Source organism: Rhizobium sp. CB3060 (assembly GCF_025200735.1).
Classification (GTDB): Bacteria; Pseudomonadota; Alphaproteobacteria; order Rhizobiales; family Rhizobiaceae; genus Rhizobium.
On sequence record NZ_CP104159.1, the window covers coordinates 1,396,142 to 1,410,292 of the forward strand.

Consider the following 14,151-nt stretch of genomic DNA (forward strand, 5'->3'; position numbering starts at 1 on the left):
TCGTTTTGGAATCGGGAGATCGATGCATGGCGCCGCGTTCGTTCTGGAAAGGCTATCTCAAACTTTCGCTCGTGACCTGCCCCGTCGCGATGGCGCCGGCCGTCTCCGCGAATGAGAAGATCCGATTCCACACCCTCAATCGCGAGACCCGGAACCGCGTCGTCAGCCAATATGTCGATTCCGTCACCGGCAAGCCCGTGAAGGAGGATGACGAGGTCAAAGGCTATGAGCGTGGCGAGGGCGACTATGTGCTGATCGAAGACGACGAACTGGATTCCGTCGCGCTCGAGAGCACCCGCACGATCGATATCGATGTCTTCGCGCCGCGCGATTCCATCGAATGGATCTGGCTCGACCAGCCGCATTATCTGACCCCGGACGATCCCGTCGGCGAGGAAGCCTTCTGTGTCATCCGCGATGCCATGGCGGCGACCGGGACCGTCGGCATCTCCCGCCTTGTCATGTATCGTCGCGAGCGGGCCGTCATGCTCGAGCCTCGGGACAAAGGCATCGTATTATGGACATTGCGCTACGGCGACGAGGTTCGCGACGAAGCCGCCTATTTCGAAACGATCAAGGCGGACAAGACCGATCCGTCCTTGATGTCGCTTGTCCTGCAATTGATCGACGAGCAGACGAAGCCTTGGACGCCATCGATGGCGAGCGACCCGGTGCAGGACAAGCTGCATGAACTGATTGCCGCGAAAAAGAAGGGCCGCAAACGGCCGCCCAAAACCAAGCCGGAAGCCGAAGCGCAACCGAGCAACGTCATCAACATCCTGGATGCATTGAAAAAGAGCGTGGCCGCTGCCTCGAAAGCCAAGCGCTAACGCAATTCCAAGCAAAGCGCATAGCAGTTTTCTGTCCGGAATTTCGAGTAGACCAGCAATGGCATCCACCTTGTCCGGCAACGCTGCAATCTCCCTGCATAGTAGCTCAAAACGAAGCATAGTAATTTATGAGGGCTTGACCTTCAGGAGAAAGCCAGTCGGACGCCCCTTCAATGAAGCCCGCGATCCGGCCTTTCGGGGTTAGAAGATAGGTGATCGGCATGCCGTATAGCGGCAGCGACGCTTCAGCGGGTGCTCGCGGTTGCGTGAGCGACGCGCTCGGATCGATCAGGACACGAAGATGCTTGATCCCCAGGTCTTGAACAAATTCAGCGACCCGAGCACCGTCTGAGAGATCGACGCAAACGGCAACGACGGTGGCTTGGCTACCCATTTGGCGTGAAAATTTATCAAGTGCCGGCAGATCGATACGGCAGGCGACGCACCAAGTAGCCCAGAGATTAATGAGCGTTACCCGCCCCGGCTCCGGTCGAAAATCGAGCTGGTTTCCACGAAGATCCGCGAGTTTTGTCGGCTGCAGGTTTTTTGCAGGCTCCAGCAACGTGAATTGATGCCGCACGTTTTCAAAGACGGGAGGATCATCCGTCGCCTTCGCAAGATCCGACCGCGACAGGAAGGAAAGCGCGGCGCCTCCGGCCATTCCGTGCAGCAATGTCCGCCGGCTGTACATGGTACGCGATCGACCGCTAGGCATGAATATAGGCCCAACCATGCTCTTCAAGATCGATCAGCCGCCCGACACCGTAGGGCACGACAGTGACCCCTTCGATCAGCGGCAGCGGATGGCCTTCTTTCTGCTCGGCAATCGCCTTCGAAGAACCGCACATGCTGAGCGTGATGCCTGGAACTATCGTGCGCAGGGCCGCTATGGCATCCTTCAGCGGCGACGTGTCGTCTCGAAACATCTCTATTCCAGTAGCGTTCGCAACGATCTCGATCGAAATGCCTTCGTGCTTGGATTTATAATATTGGGCTGCGTTGATGGAACCGCTGATGGCATGTTTCATGGCCGTGACGTCATTGCTGTCCACTTGAAACACGACCTTATGTTCCTGGGGCTTTGATTGCGTTGCGAAAGCGGGCGCGATCGCCGAAGCCCACCCCAGCATCGCAGCGATTGCCAAAGCAAAAAGCGCCAGCGCCGATGTAGATGGCGAGGACTTGATCGGATTACGCTTGTTCATATGTTCACTCGAACCCGACGGTCAGCGGGTTTGTATGAGCTGGCTGCGCTGCATAAAAGCGAGACCGCCTGCGACAGCGCCCAAAATGATCGTGTGTATGACATCGCCGTGCAACGCCAAGAGTTGCGTAAAGAATGCCCCAACGCAAACGCCCGTAAGCAGAATAGCGCCAAGGGCCGACCGGCGTGGCCAGATGGTAAGGCCCGCTCCGGCCAATTCAACAACTGCCGTGAAATAACGAAACCATTGGCCGAGACCGATAGCGTCAAACTCCTGAACCATTTGAGGCACGCCGGCGATTTTTGCGAGCGCTGCGGCAGCAAAGAGAGCCGCGAGAATGACGCGCATGCCGATCAGAGCAGCCGTCTTCGGCGACCATTTTCTTGGCAAAGCATATTCAGACATAGCGAATTCCTTCCGGGGAGATATTGCAAACAAAAAATCATGGTTTACGAATTCGCGTCAGATCTGCATTTCGGAACACATGGTTGCTGATATGGAAACCTTCTCTGGCTCGATCGATGACGTGCGCGCCTTTTGCGCCGTTGTTGACTTTGCAACACTATCGGCGGCGGCTCGGCAATTGAACGAGACCAAAGGCAGCATCAGTCGACGAATTTCGCGGCTTGAGAAGGCGGTTGGCGTCCGGTTGCTTTCACGCTCTCCCCGCTCCGTCTCTTGTACCGCCGAAGGACTGGAATTCTACGATAAGGCCATGCCTGCTTTGGCGCTGCTTGATGACGCCGGAGCGAGTGTCCGGAGGTCCCGGTCGATCGCGCGTGGGACGATCCGAATAACCGCGCCTATTGATATTGCGATCGAGGTATTGCCGGAGATTATCACGTCGTTTCGGCTGGATTATCCGCAGATCGCCATTGAGGTTATCGCAACGGACGCGACACTGGATCCTGTCGCACATCGCATCGATCTCGCGCTCAGAGTGGGCTTGGCGCAAATGCCCGATATGCAGTTTCAAGCATTTCCCATCGCTGAAATGAGAGTCAGCATGTTCGCGGCGCCATCCTATCTGCAAGGGAGCGGTCCGATCGAGGTTCCGGCAGATCTCGAGCGACATGCGCTTGTTCTGCCGCGGGAGCGACCGGGCGTGACCCACCTCTCGCTCTCCAACGGCGCACGAGAAGAGAGGGTCTCTCTGCGCGCCGACGTGCGAGCAAGCGACTTCGCTTGCGTATTAAAACTCGCGGAGGCCGGGGCTGGAATCGCGCCTCTTCCCGAAATTGTCGTCGTCAATTCGGTATCGACCGGGAGGCTCGTTCGCGTCCTGCCCGATTGGAGTTGGTCGGGTCTCACGCTCCACGCAATCAGCGCGCCCGGACGGCAGATGACCGCTCGCGCAAAGGCATTTCGCGATTACATCAAAGCCCGGCTCTAGCGCGCTCTGCTCTTTCTGGATTTTGCTTTTTCCAAAGGCGCTGCGGCTGCCCGAAAATCTTCCCAAGGGTCGGAGCGAAGCGCCGCGAGCCGGTTGGGCGTATTATTGACCGTGAAATAGGCCGGCCCGATCGCGGGACTGAGTTCATCCCAGGCGAGTGGCATCGAGACCGCGGCACCCGGCCGCGCTCGCGTCGAATAGGGCGCCACCGCCGTCGAACCGCGCTGATTGCGCAGATAGTCGACCAAAATTTTGCCCTGACGCTTCGATTTGGTGATGGTGGAAACGTAGCGCTCGGGGCTGTCGGCGGCCATCTGATCGGCAATGGATTTCGTGAAGGCTTTAACGGCCGGCCAGTCTGCCGTTGGTTTCAATGGCGACACGACATGCAGACCCTTGCCGCCTGATGTCTTGATGAAGGCGGCAAGACCAGCCTCTTTCATGCGGTTGCGCGTTTCTTCCGCCGCTTCGATCACCTTCTCCCAAGGCACGCCGGGGCCGGGATCGAGATCCATGATGATCATATCGGGATGCTCCCAATCGGCGATTGTAATGCCCCAGGGGTGGAGTTCCAACGATCCCGCCTGCACGAGACCAAGCAAGCCATCGAGGTCATCGATGCTGACCAAAGGGGCCTCATCCTTTTCCTTCGGATCATGGATAAGAACGATGTTCTTGTTCAGGCCTTTCCACGCATGCTTCTGGAAAAAGCTTTGGCCATTGATGCCATCGGGACAACGCAGCAAAGCCAATGGCCGCTGCACGACGAAAGGCGCCATGTATTTCCAGACATCGGTGTAATAATCGGCGAGGCCTTCCTTCGTAACGCCCTCGTCCGGCCAATAGATACGATCGGGGTGCGTGAGAACGACCGTCCGCTTCGGCAGCTCGGGTTCCGTAGCCGAACTGGCGGAGGTTTCTCGGACAATTTCAGTCGCCTGCTTGTCTTCGCGCAGACCGCGGAATGCGGCGTGCCGGAGCAGGCCATCCGCTGTCCAGGTGCGGAATTCAATTTCAGCGACCAGTTCCGGACGAACGAAACGGACGCCGCGCGCCTCGTCGGCACTAAGACGTTTGTCGAACGGGCTTTCATCCGCCCGCATGCCCTCGAGTTGAGAATAGAGATCCTCGGCAACCTTGTTGGTAAACCCCGTGCCGACGCGGCCGACATGCTGCAGCCTGCCCTTGTCGAAAATGCCGAGCACGAGGGAGCCGATCGCCTTGCGCGCCGTCGATGACGGGACATAACCTGCAATCACGAACTCCTGCCGGAAGGAACATTTCGACTTCAGCCAACCTTTGCCGCGGCCTGAGCGATAGGGTTCATCGGCGCGCTTCGACACGATGCCTTCCAGGCTTAGGCGGCAGGCATGCTCCAGCATGAGGTCGCCGTCGGCGTCGAAATCGCTGCTGAAGCGGAGTTTGCCATTCCCTGAAGGTACGATCCTCTCCAGCATTTTTTTTCGTTCCGTCAGCGGGGCGGCGCGCAGATCATATCCGTCGAGATAAAGGAGATCGAAGACATAAAGGACGAAACGATCGTTCCTGCCGTCGCTCAGATCGGCCTGCAGGGCTGAAAAATCCGATGCGCCGGAACCGGTCTCGACCACCAATTCGCCATCCATAAGCAGCGTCTTGACGGGAAGACGGGCGAGTTCGGTAAGAAGCGGTTTCCCGAACTTTTCCGACCAGTCGAGACCGCTGCGCGTCAGCAACTTGACGCGCCCGTCCTCGATGCGGACCTGCAGGCGATAGCCATCGAACTTGATCTCGTGCAGCCATTGCTTCCCGCTCGGTGGCGTCTTCGTCAGCGTCGCCAAGGTCGGCGGCACGAAATCAGGCAAAGCCGATTTCCCAGCCTTTTTCACGGATGAAGGATCTGCCGAAGTTTTCACCGCGGCCCGTTGAGGTTGCTTGGCCGTGCTCGACCGTTGCTCGATCCTGCCCGTCTTCGAAGACCATCCGGGTTTTTCGCCTTCGAGCTCCTCGATCAGTCGACCGGTCTTCACGGATTCCGGCCGCTCTTCGAGAATGTCATCCGCGCCCTCAGGGCGGGCCGCCTCATCGTCGCCTTTGATGAGCAGCCAATTGTCTTTCTTCTCCCGGGCGCGCCTTGCCATGCGGACCAGATGCCAGCGCCCGTGGAGCTTCTCGCCATGCAGCTCGAGTTCGATGTGACCCTTGTTGAAGCCCTTGTGCGGATCGCCGTCCGGCTCCCAGGTACCGCGATCCCAGACGATCACCGAGCCGCCGCCATATTCGCCCTTGGGAATCGTACCCTCGAAATCACCATAGTCGAGCGGGTGATCTTCTACCTGGACTGCCAGGCGTTTTTCGCTCGGAACCAGGCTCGGACCCTTTGCGACCGCCCAGCTCTTCAAAACACCGTCAAGCTCCAGGCGAAAATCATAGTGCTGCCGGCGCGCTGCATGTTTCTGGATGACGAAGCTGTTCTGCGCGGCTGTCTTGCGCGTGCGTCCCCTCGGCTCGGATGTTTTCGAGAAATCCCGCTTTTCGCGATAGGTCTCAAGCGCCATGGATCAACCTGCCTTTCGCTGCCGGGAAGCATTGGAAGCGGCTCGTTTCGGTGTTTGCTTCTTTTCGCCCTTGAAGCCGGCGCTTTGGCGAAGCGCCTCCATGAGATCGACAACCTTTTCCGGCTTGCGCTCTTTGCGGACAGTAATTTTGCGACCTTCGAGCTTCGCCTTGATCAGCTCGGTGAGTGCCGCCTCATAGCGATCATCAAATGTCTGAGCGTCGAACGTGCCGCTTTTCGTGGTGATGATATGCTTTGCGAGATCAAGCATTTCACCCTTGATCTTGATGTCTGGTATGTCCTCGAAAGCCTTGTCCGCGGAACGGACCTCGTAGTCGAAGTTCAGCGTCGTCGCGAGCAGGCCCTTATCGTAGGGACGGATCAGCAAAGTCCGCAGGCGCCGGAAAAGAACCGTTCGCGCGATGGCTGCCACCTTCTTCTTCTGCATACCGTCCCGGATCAGCGCAAAGGCTTCTTCGCTGCCGCGATCGCTCGGGGCGAGATAGTAGGGCTTGTCGAAATAGACATCGTCGATATCGGAGAATTCAACAAATGCCTGGAGATGAAGGGTCTTGTCGCTTCCGGGGACAACGGCGGCGATTTCGTCCGGCTCAAAGATCACATAGTCGTCCTTACCGACTTCGTAGCCTTTGACTTGATCCTCGCGCCCGACGGGTTTCCCGCTGCTGCTGTCCACGAATTCGCGCCGGACACGATTGCCCGTCGCACGATTGATGGTGTGAAAAGAAACCCGCTCTGATGTCGATGACGCGGTATAAAGCGCCACGGGACAAGTCACCAAACCGAATTGCAAATAACCCTTCCATTGGGCACGCGGCGACATCCGACAAATCTCCGGTGAAACCAATAGACTTGAACGATATCTCGCGGTTTTTGTTCCGGCACGTCAGTCAGTTTTGTTCGCTGGTTCCTTCCTTCAGATGGGAGCTCAATCAACAAGCCGGCTTCCATTTGCGCGAGACTTTATCGTCGGCTTGACTATTGCCCTCCATCATGAGAACATAAAGTGAACAAATGGAGGTATCCATGACGAAAACAGAGCAAGTCATAGAACGCGCCATGATGTTTGTCGCAGTCTCGAAAGCGCTGCGGGAACGTGAACAGGAACGGCGCGCCGCCTGGAAGCGCCGCGTCGATATCAGCCGGCCGCTGCCACCCTTGCCGCGCGGCGTGCAGCTTTCCTTCAAGTTGGATCGATAATGCGGCGAATGAGACCTGGCTTTTCGCAGATGACGAACATCCGCGGCGTAAGTTGTCTTTCGATCGAACAAGCGGCGATATGACGAAGCAGAATTGGGATCGCGCGGGGAACCGCGGCGGGGCGATGGCGTTTTCTTACAGGAGGACAATGCCATGGCAAAATATGATCCGACGTCACCCGTCCCAACTCCGGACGCGGGGCTTCCCAATCCCATCCAGCCACCTTCGGTAGAGCCGCCCAAGATAGATAGTGCGGGAAATGGTGTTGGCGGCGAGGACGATGATGAAGCCGCCTATGCGCGCGGCGTTGAAGCCGGCAAAAGGGAGACTGAGGCGGAGAAAAATCCCTATCCAGAGGAAAGCAGTCGCGCCAAAGCATATGAGCACGGCTATCTGGACGGGCAGAAGATAAGGAGCGACGACAAGCCGCCGCATTGAAATCACACCTATAACCATTTTCACGGACGCGGCAGACTACATTGGCCTGTCGCGAGCCTGCGCACCTAAATGATAGCTGGGAAACACCTTGATATCAGGGCGATTTGATCGAGTTCGTGCTCGGTATTTTCAATGCCTGTAGAACCGTCGCCTCTCAGCCATCGATTACCTATTCGTCAGGCCTGTCGGCAAAATGAGAGACGGCAAACTCGGCGACTTTTTTATTCGATTTGCGCGCATCCTCTATCCAGAACGGGAAGATTTGCCACTGATGGATCATGCCCGGCCAAACCTTCGTAGTAACGTCGACCCCGGCCCCGCGCGCCTTGTCTTCCAGCCGGCGCGTGTCATCGAGCAGCGTTTCGCGCGAACCAACCTGCAGGAGTAAGGGCGGAAAGCCGGTCATATCGGCATAGAGCGGGGACCGCTCGGGAGAGACCGGAGATTTGTCGCCGATGTAGGCGTTGCGGATGATCTCCAGCTCGCCCTTGCCCATGAATGGATCATTCTGAGCATTTGTGGTCATGGAGTCACCCGTTGCAGCGAAATCGGTCACCGGGCTCATCGCGACTACGGCCGCCGGCAAGGATGCCTTGATCCGAAGCTGGTTGAGAGTGGCCTCGATGGCCAGTGTTCCGCCCACCGACTCCCCGGCAATCACCACGTTCTCGGCCTTATATCCTGAGGCAAGAAGCCAACGATAGGCCGCCAGAGTGTCATCGATCTGGGCCGGGTACTTATTCTCTGGCAGCAGGCGATAATCGACCAAGAGCACATCGGCTGACGCAGCCTTTGCAAGAGAGCCCGCTATATTCCGGTGCGTTCTGAGCGAGCCGCTGTAGAACCCTCCTCCGTGGAGATAGAGAATCGCGCGCCGACCAATTGGATGGTGCAGTCGTGCGGGCCATATTAGATCGGCGTCGACCCCGTTGGCATCGACATGACGGATCTGGACGCGCGTCGGATCTGGAGTAGACGCCATAAGCCTTTCGAAAGCGGCCCGCCGCTGGCGAAGGTCCTGCGGGGCATAGGTCTGCCCCAAGACCTCGATGAGTTTCTGGATCTGATTGTCCGAGGCTTTCGTCTGTGAAGCGGCATCAAGCGCATAAGCCGTTGACGTCGGCAGTGCCGGCGAAAGAGCCATGGCGACTGCTGCGATCGAGGTCGTCACAAAAAGGCGCATGAAGCGAAAAAACCAAAATCCGTTCATACGATTAGCCTTTCTGCCGCGGACGCTAGACGCAGTATCATATTCCCACGGTCGCAGAATTGATGCCTGAGTCAAGCGTGGTGCACACGGCAGGAGAGCCGGCCTGAGGCTCCTGGCTCGGCGGAATTCTGAAACTCGAAGCTCAGCTATAGTGGACCCCTTCATACAGCACGTAACCTACGGGATGGTGCGTGAAGTGGAGGACCGGCAATACCGGATTGCTGTTGTCTTCGGTGGGGTAGGCTGACGCAATGGAGATGTACTCGCCCTGCAGCTCGATCGCTTCCCCTGTCTTCAAATCGGGAATCTCGTGATCGAGCCCTTCATTGTCGCCGAAACGCACGGCGACGAATACTGTCTGTCCGGTAATATCATCGTCGCCGCCGTCAAATTTCAGGACGGTTTCGATCTTCACCGTGAAATGCTGGTGGTTTGCGCCGTGGTGGTTCTCTGGAGCCTCGAACACATGCGCTATAACACCCTGAACCCGAGCCAGAGGCGCGCCAAGCGAATGTGAAAACCGATGGTGGGGAAGTATTTTATTTGCCCGATTACTCATCGCAACCTCGATAAATGCAGTGGTAAATCGCCACTTCATTATCTGCAATCGATTGCACTTCGGTGACATCGCCAGCGGTTCCGACTGTCTCATCGACAGGAAGCAACCGCCGGCGTGGAGGCCGAGATGTTCTCGGTTGGTTTCCGCGATGCCCGCCTAAACCGGTTCGCTCTGAGACGCCATCAATCGGGCGATGATCGCCTCTCGTGCAGCCCGCGTGCCGGCAAGGCGTCGCTTCGTCTTCGCGAACACATCGGCTGTCGCCTCTTCCGGCGTGCCCGAATGGAACGGCGGGGCAGGCGCGTATTCCAGCGAGAGCTGAACCATTTCCGCTTCTTCCTGACCAATAAGGGCCGCAACGACCGCCAACCCGAAATCGATGCCGGCCGTTACGCCGCCGGCCGTGATGAGATTGCCGTCCCGGACGATGCGGCCGGCGGTTGGAATAGCGCAGAAGTTCGCCAGGAAATCCTGGGCATTCCAGTGCGTCGTCGCCTTCCTGCCCTTGAGCAGACCGGCGGCGCCCAGCACCAGGGAGCCGGTACAGACTGAGGTGATGAAACGTGCCTGCTCCGCCTGCGCGCGGATAAAGGACAACACGGCCTCATCCTCAAGCAATGCATTGATGCCGCCACCGCCAGGCACGCAGAGGACGTCGAGCTGAGGGCAGTCATCGAAGGTTGTCGTCGGCTGAAGCACCAGTTTCGTGGCAGAGATGATCGGCGAGGTGTCCTTCCAGATCAGATGGACCTCCGCACCCTCCGTCGAGGCAAAGATCTCGTAGGGCCCTGTCAGGTCAAGCTGCTGAATGCCGGGGAAAACGAGCAGTCCGAAGCGAATGGTCATATTTGCATCTCCAGTGGTTGACTCTGGCAAGCTTACGCGATCACCATCTGGCGTGTTTGCCAAACTCCCCTCATTTTGAGCCAACCATGCGCCACATTGAAATTCTCGCTTTCGAAGATGCCCAACTGCTCGATGTAACCGGGCCATTGCAGGTGTTTACGAGCGCCAACGAGGAGGCCTTCGCTGCCGGTCAGCCGAGGCCCTATAACGCGATCGCGGTGGCCATGAACGGGCAGACCGGGACGACCTCGGGGCTGACACTTGCAACGGCATTGCTGCCCCAGGACGATGAACCGATCGATACCCTGATGGTCGCGGGTGGTGTCGGCGTCAATAAAGCGTGCGAGGAAACGGCCCTTGTCAACTGGATCCGCCGGCGGTCAGCTAGCGCGCGGCGGATCGCTTCGGTCTGCAGCGGCGCCTTTCTGCTCGCCGAAGCGGGACTTTTGGATGGGCGGCGCGCCGTGACGCATTGGAACAGATGCAGGGAGTTTTCAAAACGCTTCCCGAATGTGCGGTTGGAACCCGACCCGATCTTTATTCAGGACGGCAATATATGGACGTCGGCAGGGGTCACCGCTGGCATCGATCTGGCACTTGCGCTGGTCGAGGCTGATCTCGGCCGCAAATTGGCGCTCGCCGTCGCGCGCGAACTCGTCGTCTTCCTGAAGCGGCCGGGCGGCCAAGCGCAGTTCAGCACGATGCTCTCGCTGCAGGAGAACGGCGATCGTTTCGACCGGCTGCACGGATGGATCATCGACAATTTGCGCGCCGATCTCTCGCTGCCCGCGCTCGCCGTGCGGGCGAACATGAGCGCACGCAGCTTTTCCCGGCATTATCGCCAGGCAACGGGGCGCACGCCGGCCAGGGCTGTCGAGGATATCCGCGTTGAGGCTGTGCGGCGCCTCCTGGAGCAGGGCTTGTCTGTTCGTCAGGCGCGTATCCGCTGCGGATTCGGTTCGGAAGAGACCATGCGGCGGAGCTTCCTCAGAGCCTTCGGAACCACGCCGCAGGCCTTTCGCGATCATTTCGGATAAGGCGACTGTCGGCAGGGATCGGAACATTGCCGCCCTCCTCGGTTGGCAGGATGCCTCTGCCGGAAAAGATAGGCATCAGCGCCGAGATGCAAACTTTCGATCTTGCCCACACGCGATTGAAGGAGGGACGGACAATTTTTCTCGTTTCGCAGATCGTCCGGCACCCCAAGTTGACTGGACATCTCGTCTCTTTGGGATCACCATCAATCCGGGCTGGAGTTACATCGTAGGGGACCAACTATCGCCAAATAGGAGGCCGAGATGAAGCAGCATGCACGCGATGATTTGCAGAAAATTGCAAAAGTCGATCAGGACTTCCTTAATCGAGAGATGTCGCGAACCCAACGGCTCGAACGTTGGATAGATCTTCTCGAGCGGAGTCCCCGACAGTTTCTTTCCACTTTGCGCGAAACCGAATTTCAGCCTAGTGAAACCAGGGCGGCAATGCGGACGGATAGCTCCCCAATCTCCGTCGCATTTGCGGATCCGGTTCTTCGCGCCGCTGGTTTGGAAAACGACAGCTACGGAGAAGCCAAGCGCTTCTTCGAACTCACGGATCATGAGCTGCACGGAATTGTCTGCTACTGCCATTTCGGCGAGACGGTCAGTTCTGCCGTAGTCGCACGTTCCATTCGTCCGTTGCTCGCCGGGAGGCCTCCGAGCCTGTTTGCCCGTTTGCGCAAGGCGTTGTCGATATAGTCTAGTAGTTTCGGCAATACCGGCTCCGGCTGACGGACGTGGCGATGTGTCCAACTTGGCTGCATCGCGAAAGCAAGACACCGGCGGTCGAGCGTTGGCTTGGCAATCCCTGAGGTCACAGATCCTCAAGGATCGCCTTGCCTGACGCTTGGCGGGCGATCATCGGGGCAGCAATCTACTGCGAGAGAATAAGAAGCCTGCAATGTTGTTGCGAGGAAGCCGGCCTCCGGCCCGAATCCAAGCATAACGAGAAAGGGCGCTCAACCCTTTCGGGGAGCGCCCTTTCCAACCCGGACAGCCTGAAACGCAGCGACAACAAACGTCGAGCAGCAGACCATCAACACGGGAAGTGAAGCCTAAATACGGTTGGACGTTTCCGATTTCAAGTGGCTTTGCATGAAAGTTGCCCGGAACATCCGGTTCCGATTCTTGTATCTGCTTTCGCATCAATCCTTTATCGCTATGCCCGCCGAAACGGCGGCCGCCAAAAAGGCATCGCGCGCTTCATCTACCGACCCTTGACTGTGATAGGTGCTGATCAAGGTTTTCTTGGCCGTGGCATGAATGCGATCGGATTTGCCCGGCGGCCATTCGCGAAGAAGAAATTTAAGGGCCTGTTCGGTGTTGTTGATCGTCAGGTAGTGGCCGCTCTCCTGGGTGACGACCGTCACCGAACGATTCCACAAATATTTGGACATTTAGCTGCTTCCTCCGCCCGTGAAACGGACACTCTCCACCTTGGTTCCAGACGGAGCGAAACAATAAAAAAATAGTCATGCCTGCATGCCCAAAACGCGGTCCAAAAGCTGAACGCCGTCCTCTCGTCGCGAATGTTCGGGTTAAGCAGGGGGATCAATGAAACAAAATCAGCTCTGTCTTGTTTGTCCTTTCATAGGAAAGGAGGTCGACATGACTGAGCCTCGAAAGCCAAAAACGCTCTCGCGCGAGGAAGACTATCGCGATTATGAAGATCGCAATCTTCGTGACGGCTGGCCGTACTCGGACGGGGGTGGAAGTGCCTCTGAAAGTCCCGAGAACCGGGGATATGGCGATACCTCGGCCAATTTCGACGAGGAACGGGATGGCGATTTCATCATAGATTCAGCCGATTCGACCGGCCTCGAACGAGGCGAGGATCAAACCGTCGGACCTCTTCCGAGCGATCGTATCGACAGCGACGAACTTGAAGCGGTCATAACCGAACAGCTCGAACAGAGAGGAGTTGACGTCAACAGCATCGACGTGCACGCCACCGACGGCATTGTGACTCTGGAGGGTAACGTCGAGACGATTCCGCTGGCTCGTCATCTCACAGCGATCGTTCTATCTATTCCCGGCGTTGCGGAAGTTCGAAATAACCTTCGAACGATCGGCGTCGATGCGCATATTCCGAACGACGAATAGCGAATTTGGCGATAGATGTCGGTCAATGCCGCAGGAAGCTTCGGATCTTCTTCAGGTCCTGGATGAAGGCCAACCGGCTTCGCTCCTTTTCGTCCGCCTCCCTGATCCTCAAAAGAGCCGATGGGTGAATGGTGACGAGAAAGTCAAGCTGCCCGGGTGGATGAAGGATGCTGCCGCGGTCGCGCATCACCCGCACCTTCGATCCGAGCAGCGAGGATACGGCCGTCGCACCGAGCGCCACGACGAGTTTCGGTTTCAATAGTTCAAGTTCGGCGCCGAGCCACCAGGCGCAGCGCTGCACCTCGCCGGCATTGGGCCTGGAATGCAGCCGCTTCTTGCCGCGCATTTGATACTTGAAATGCTTGACCGCATTGGTGACGTAACAGCGGTCGCGGTCGACCCCCGCCTCTTCAAGACATAGATCTAGCAAGCGGCCCGCCGGCCCGACAAACGGCCTGCCCGCCAGATCTTCCTTGTCGCCGGGTTGTTCGCCGACCAGCACAACCTCGGCCGTTTCGGGGCCTTCTCCGAAAACGAGATGCGTGGCATCGCGATAGAGGTCGCAACGCGTGCAGGATTCGGCGTCGTGCAGGAGTTCGCCGAGCGTTGCCGCATCAGCATGATCGCGCTGGAGAGAAGGGCCGCTATCGGGCAAGGAGTGTTTTTCGAGCATGGGAGGCGCGCTGCAATTTGAAAGTCACACCCTCGTCAACCGATCGTCGCTCTCTTTGTTCCCTGTTGTTTCGGCGAACGGGGAATCGCCGATCGGATGC

Annotated in this window: 17 protein-coding genes; 7 read left to right on the forward strand and 10 right to left on the reverse strand. The window is 57.9% G+C overall.

All coding sequences use genetic code 11. From position 1 onward, the window contains the following. Positions 1–26 precede the first annotated feature (26 nt). Positions 27–830: a non-homologous end joining protein Ku gene (gene ku / locus N2601_RS25775; RefSeq protein WP_260304192.1), complete on the forward strand. Its 804-nt coding sequence runs from the start codon at positions 27–29 to the stop codon at positions 828–830. 106 nt (positions 831–936) lie between these two features. Here the strand turns inward: ku (N2601_RS25775) and N2601_RS25780 are convergent, their stop codons facing one another. The 3 genes from N2601_RS25780 to N2601_RS25790 are packed head-to-tail and all read right to left on the reverse strand — an operon-like array spanning position 937 to position 2,440. Continuing rightward, complete coding sequence (locus N2601_RS25780) at positions 937–1,521, reverse strand: TlpA disulfide reductase family protein (protein WP_260304193.1); 585 nt, start codon at positions 1,519–1,521, stop codon at positions 937–939. A gap of 16 nt (positions 1,522–1,537) precedes the next feature. Beyond that, entirely contained in the window at positions 1,538–2,035 is a 498-nt protein-coding gene (locus N2601_RS25785; protein ID WP_260304194.1) for a DsrE family protein, read from the reverse strand. Positions 2,036–2,056: 21 nt separating this feature from the next. Beyond that, positions 2,057–2,440: a DoxX family protein gene (locus tag N2601_RS25790; protein WP_311319445.1), complete on the reverse strand. Its 384-nt coding sequence runs from the start codon at positions 2,438–2,440 to the stop codon at positions 2,057–2,059. Between N2601_RS25790 and N2601_RS25795 the strand changes: the two genes are divergently transcribed. Next, positions 2,373–3,428, forward strand: coding sequence for a LysR family transcriptional regulator (locus tag N2601_RS25795; protein WP_260304196.1), 1,056 nt, complete (start codon positions 2,373–2,375; stop codon positions 3,426–3,428). The genes N2601_RS25790 and N2601_RS25795 overlap by 68 nt on opposite strands. On the opposite strand, the gene ligD is transcribed toward N2601_RS25795, so the two are convergent. Both ligD and ku (N2601_RS25805) read right to left on the reverse strand, forming a co-directional pair. Further along, complete coding sequence (ligD, locus tag N2601_RS25800; RefSeq protein ID WP_260304197.1) at positions 3,425–5,965, reverse strand: DNA ligase D; 2,541 nt, start codon at positions 5,963–5,965, stop codon at positions 3,425–3,427. The two genes, N2601_RS25795 and ligD, sit on opposite strands and share 4 nt — an antisense overlap. A 3-nt stretch (positions 5,966–5,968) precedes the next feature. Further along, a complete protein-coding gene (gene ku, locus N2601_RS25805; RefSeq protein WP_260304198.1) occupies positions 5,969–6,808 on the reverse strand; it encodes a non-homologous end joining protein Ku in 840 nt (279 codons plus the stop codon). Between the two features lie 203 nt (positions 6,809–7,011). On the opposite strand from ku (N2601_RS25805), the gene N2601_RS25810 reads away from it, so the two are divergent. Together N2601_RS25810 and N2601_RS25815 are read left to right on the forward strand one after the other, a co-directional pair. Beyond that, entirely contained in the window at positions 7,012–7,185 is a 174-nt protein-coding gene (locus N2601_RS25810) for a hypothetical protein (protein WP_260304199.1), read from the forward strand. A 153-nt stretch (positions 7,186–7,338) separates the two neighbouring features. After that, a complete protein-coding gene (locus tag N2601_RS25815; protein WP_260304200.1) occupies positions 7,339–7,623 on the forward strand; it encodes an Sf3a2-prov protein in 285 nt (94 codons plus the stop codon). A 169-nt stretch (positions 7,624–7,792) separates the two neighbouring features. Here the strand turns inward: N2601_RS25815 and N2601_RS25820 are convergent, their stop codons facing one another. From N2601_RS25820 to N2601_RS25830, 3 genes are all read right to left on the reverse strand, one after another. Beyond that, positions 7,793–8,767 (reverse strand): alpha/beta hydrolase, encoded by a 975-nt coding sequence (locus tag N2601_RS25820; RefSeq protein WP_260304201.1) that lies wholly within the window; start codon positions 8,765–8,767, stop codon positions 7,793–7,795. A 208-nt stretch (positions 8,768–8,975) separates the two neighbouring features. Next, positions 8,976–9,431, reverse strand: coding sequence for a hypothetical protein (locus N2601_RS25825; protein WP_260304202.1), 456 nt, complete (start codon positions 9,429–9,431; stop codon positions 8,976–8,978). A gap of 117 nt (positions 9,432–9,548) precedes the next feature. Further along, positions 9,549–10,238, reverse strand: coding sequence for a DJ-1/PfpI family protein (locus N2601_RS25830; protein ID WP_260304203.1), 690 nt, complete (start codon positions 10,236–10,238; stop codon positions 9,549–9,551). A gap of 86 nt (positions 10,239–10,324) precedes the next feature. Between N2601_RS25830 and N2601_RS25835 the strand changes: the two genes are divergently transcribed. Next, a complete protein-coding gene (locus N2601_RS25835; protein ID WP_260304204.1) occupies positions 10,325–11,275 on the forward strand; it encodes a GlxA family transcriptional regulator in 951 nt (316 codons plus the stop codon). Between the two features lie 261 nt (positions 11,276–11,536). Then, complete coding sequence (locus N2601_RS25840; RefSeq protein WP_104827235.1) at positions 11,537–11,974, forward strand: hypothetical protein; 438 nt, start codon at positions 11,537–11,539, stop codon at positions 11,972–11,974. Positions 11,975–12,420: 446 nt separating this feature from the next. Here the strand turns inward: N2601_RS25840 and N2601_RS25845 are convergent, their stop codons facing one another. Next, a complete protein-coding gene (locus N2601_RS25845; RefSeq protein ID WP_158704596.1) occupies positions 12,421–12,645 on the reverse strand; it encodes a DUF982 domain-containing protein in 225 nt (74 codons plus the stop codon). A gap of 238 nt (positions 12,646–12,883) precedes the next feature. Between N2601_RS25845 and N2601_RS25850 the strand changes: the two genes are divergently transcribed. Next, positions 12,884–13,378 carry a BON domain-containing protein gene (locus N2601_RS25850; RefSeq protein WP_260304205.1) on the forward strand — a complete coding sequence of 165 codons (495 nt, stop codon included), beginning with the start codon at positions 12,884–12,886 and terminating at the stop codon, positions 13,376–13,378. Positions 13,379–13,400: 22 nt separating this feature from the next. Here the strand turns inward: N2601_RS25850 and N2601_RS25855 are convergent, their stop codons facing one another. Continuing rightward, positions 13,401–14,051, reverse strand: a complete 651-nt coding sequence (locus tag N2601_RS25855) for a UdgX family uracil-DNA binding protein (protein ID WP_260304206.1) — start codon at positions 14,049–14,051, stop codon at positions 13,401–13,403. Positions 14,052–14,151 lie beyond the last annotated feature (100 nt).

Coding starts and splice junctions, on each gene's coding strand:
- N2601_RS25795 (WP_260304196.1), top strand. CDS start 2,373: ATGACGCGCATGCCGATCAGAGCAGCCGTCTTCGGCGACCATTTTCTT.
- ku (WP_260304198.1), bottom strand. CDS start 6,808: ATGTCGCCGCGTGCCCAATGGAAGGGTTATTTGCAATTCGGTTTGGTG.
- N2601_RS25785 (WP_260304194.1), bottom strand. CDS start 2,035: ATGAACAAGCGTAATCCGATCAAGTCCTCGCCATCTACATCGGCGCTG.
- N2601_RS25825 (WP_260304202.1), bottom strand. CDS start 9,431: ATGAAGTGGCGATTTACCACTGCATTTATCGAGGTTGCGATGAGTAAT.
- N2601_RS25835 (WP_260304204.1), top strand. CDS start 10,325: ATGCGCCACATTGAAATTCTCGCTTTCGAAGATGCCCAACTGCTCGAT.
- N2601_RS25780 (WP_260304193.1), bottom strand. CDS start 1,521: ATGTACAGCCGGCGGACATTGCTGCACGGAATGGCCGGAGGCGCCGCG.
- N2601_RS25855 (WP_260304206.1), bottom strand. CDS start 14,051: ATGCTCGAAAAACACTCCTTGCCCGATAGCGGCCCTTCTCTCCAGCGC.
- ligD (WP_260304197.1), bottom strand. CDS start 5,965: ATGGCGCTTGAGACCTATCGCGAAAAGCGGGATTTCTCGAAAACATCC.
- N2601_RS25820 (WP_260304201.1), bottom strand. CDS start 8,767: ATGGCTCTTTCGCCGGCACTGCCGACGTCAACGGCTTATGCGCTTGAT.
- N2601_RS25810 (WP_260304199.1), top strand. CDS start 7,012: ATGACGAAAACAGAGCAAGTCATAGAACGCGCCATGATGTTTGTCGCA.
- N2601_RS25830 (WP_260304203.1), bottom strand. CDS start 10,238: ATGACCATTCGCTTCGGACTGCTCGTTTTCCCCGGCATTCAGCAGCTT.
- N2601_RS25790 (WP_311319445.1), bottom strand. CDS start 2,440: ATGTCTGAATATGCTTTGCCAAGAAAATGGTCGCCGAAGACGGCTGCT.
- N2601_RS25815 (WP_260304200.1), top strand. CDS start 7,339: ATGGCAAAATATGATCCGACGTCACCCGTCCCAACTCCGGACGCGGGG.
- N2601_RS25840 (WP_104827235.1), top strand. CDS start 11,537: ATGAAGCAGCATGCACGCGATGATTTGCAGAAAATTGCAAAAGTCGAT.
- ku (WP_260304192.1), top strand. CDS start 27: ATGGCGCCGCGTTCGTTCTGGAAAGGCTATCTCAAACTTTCGCTCGTG.
- N2601_RS25850 (WP_260304205.1), top strand. CDS start 12,884: ATGACTGAGCCTCGAAAGCCAAAAACGCTCTCGCGCGAGGAAGACTAT.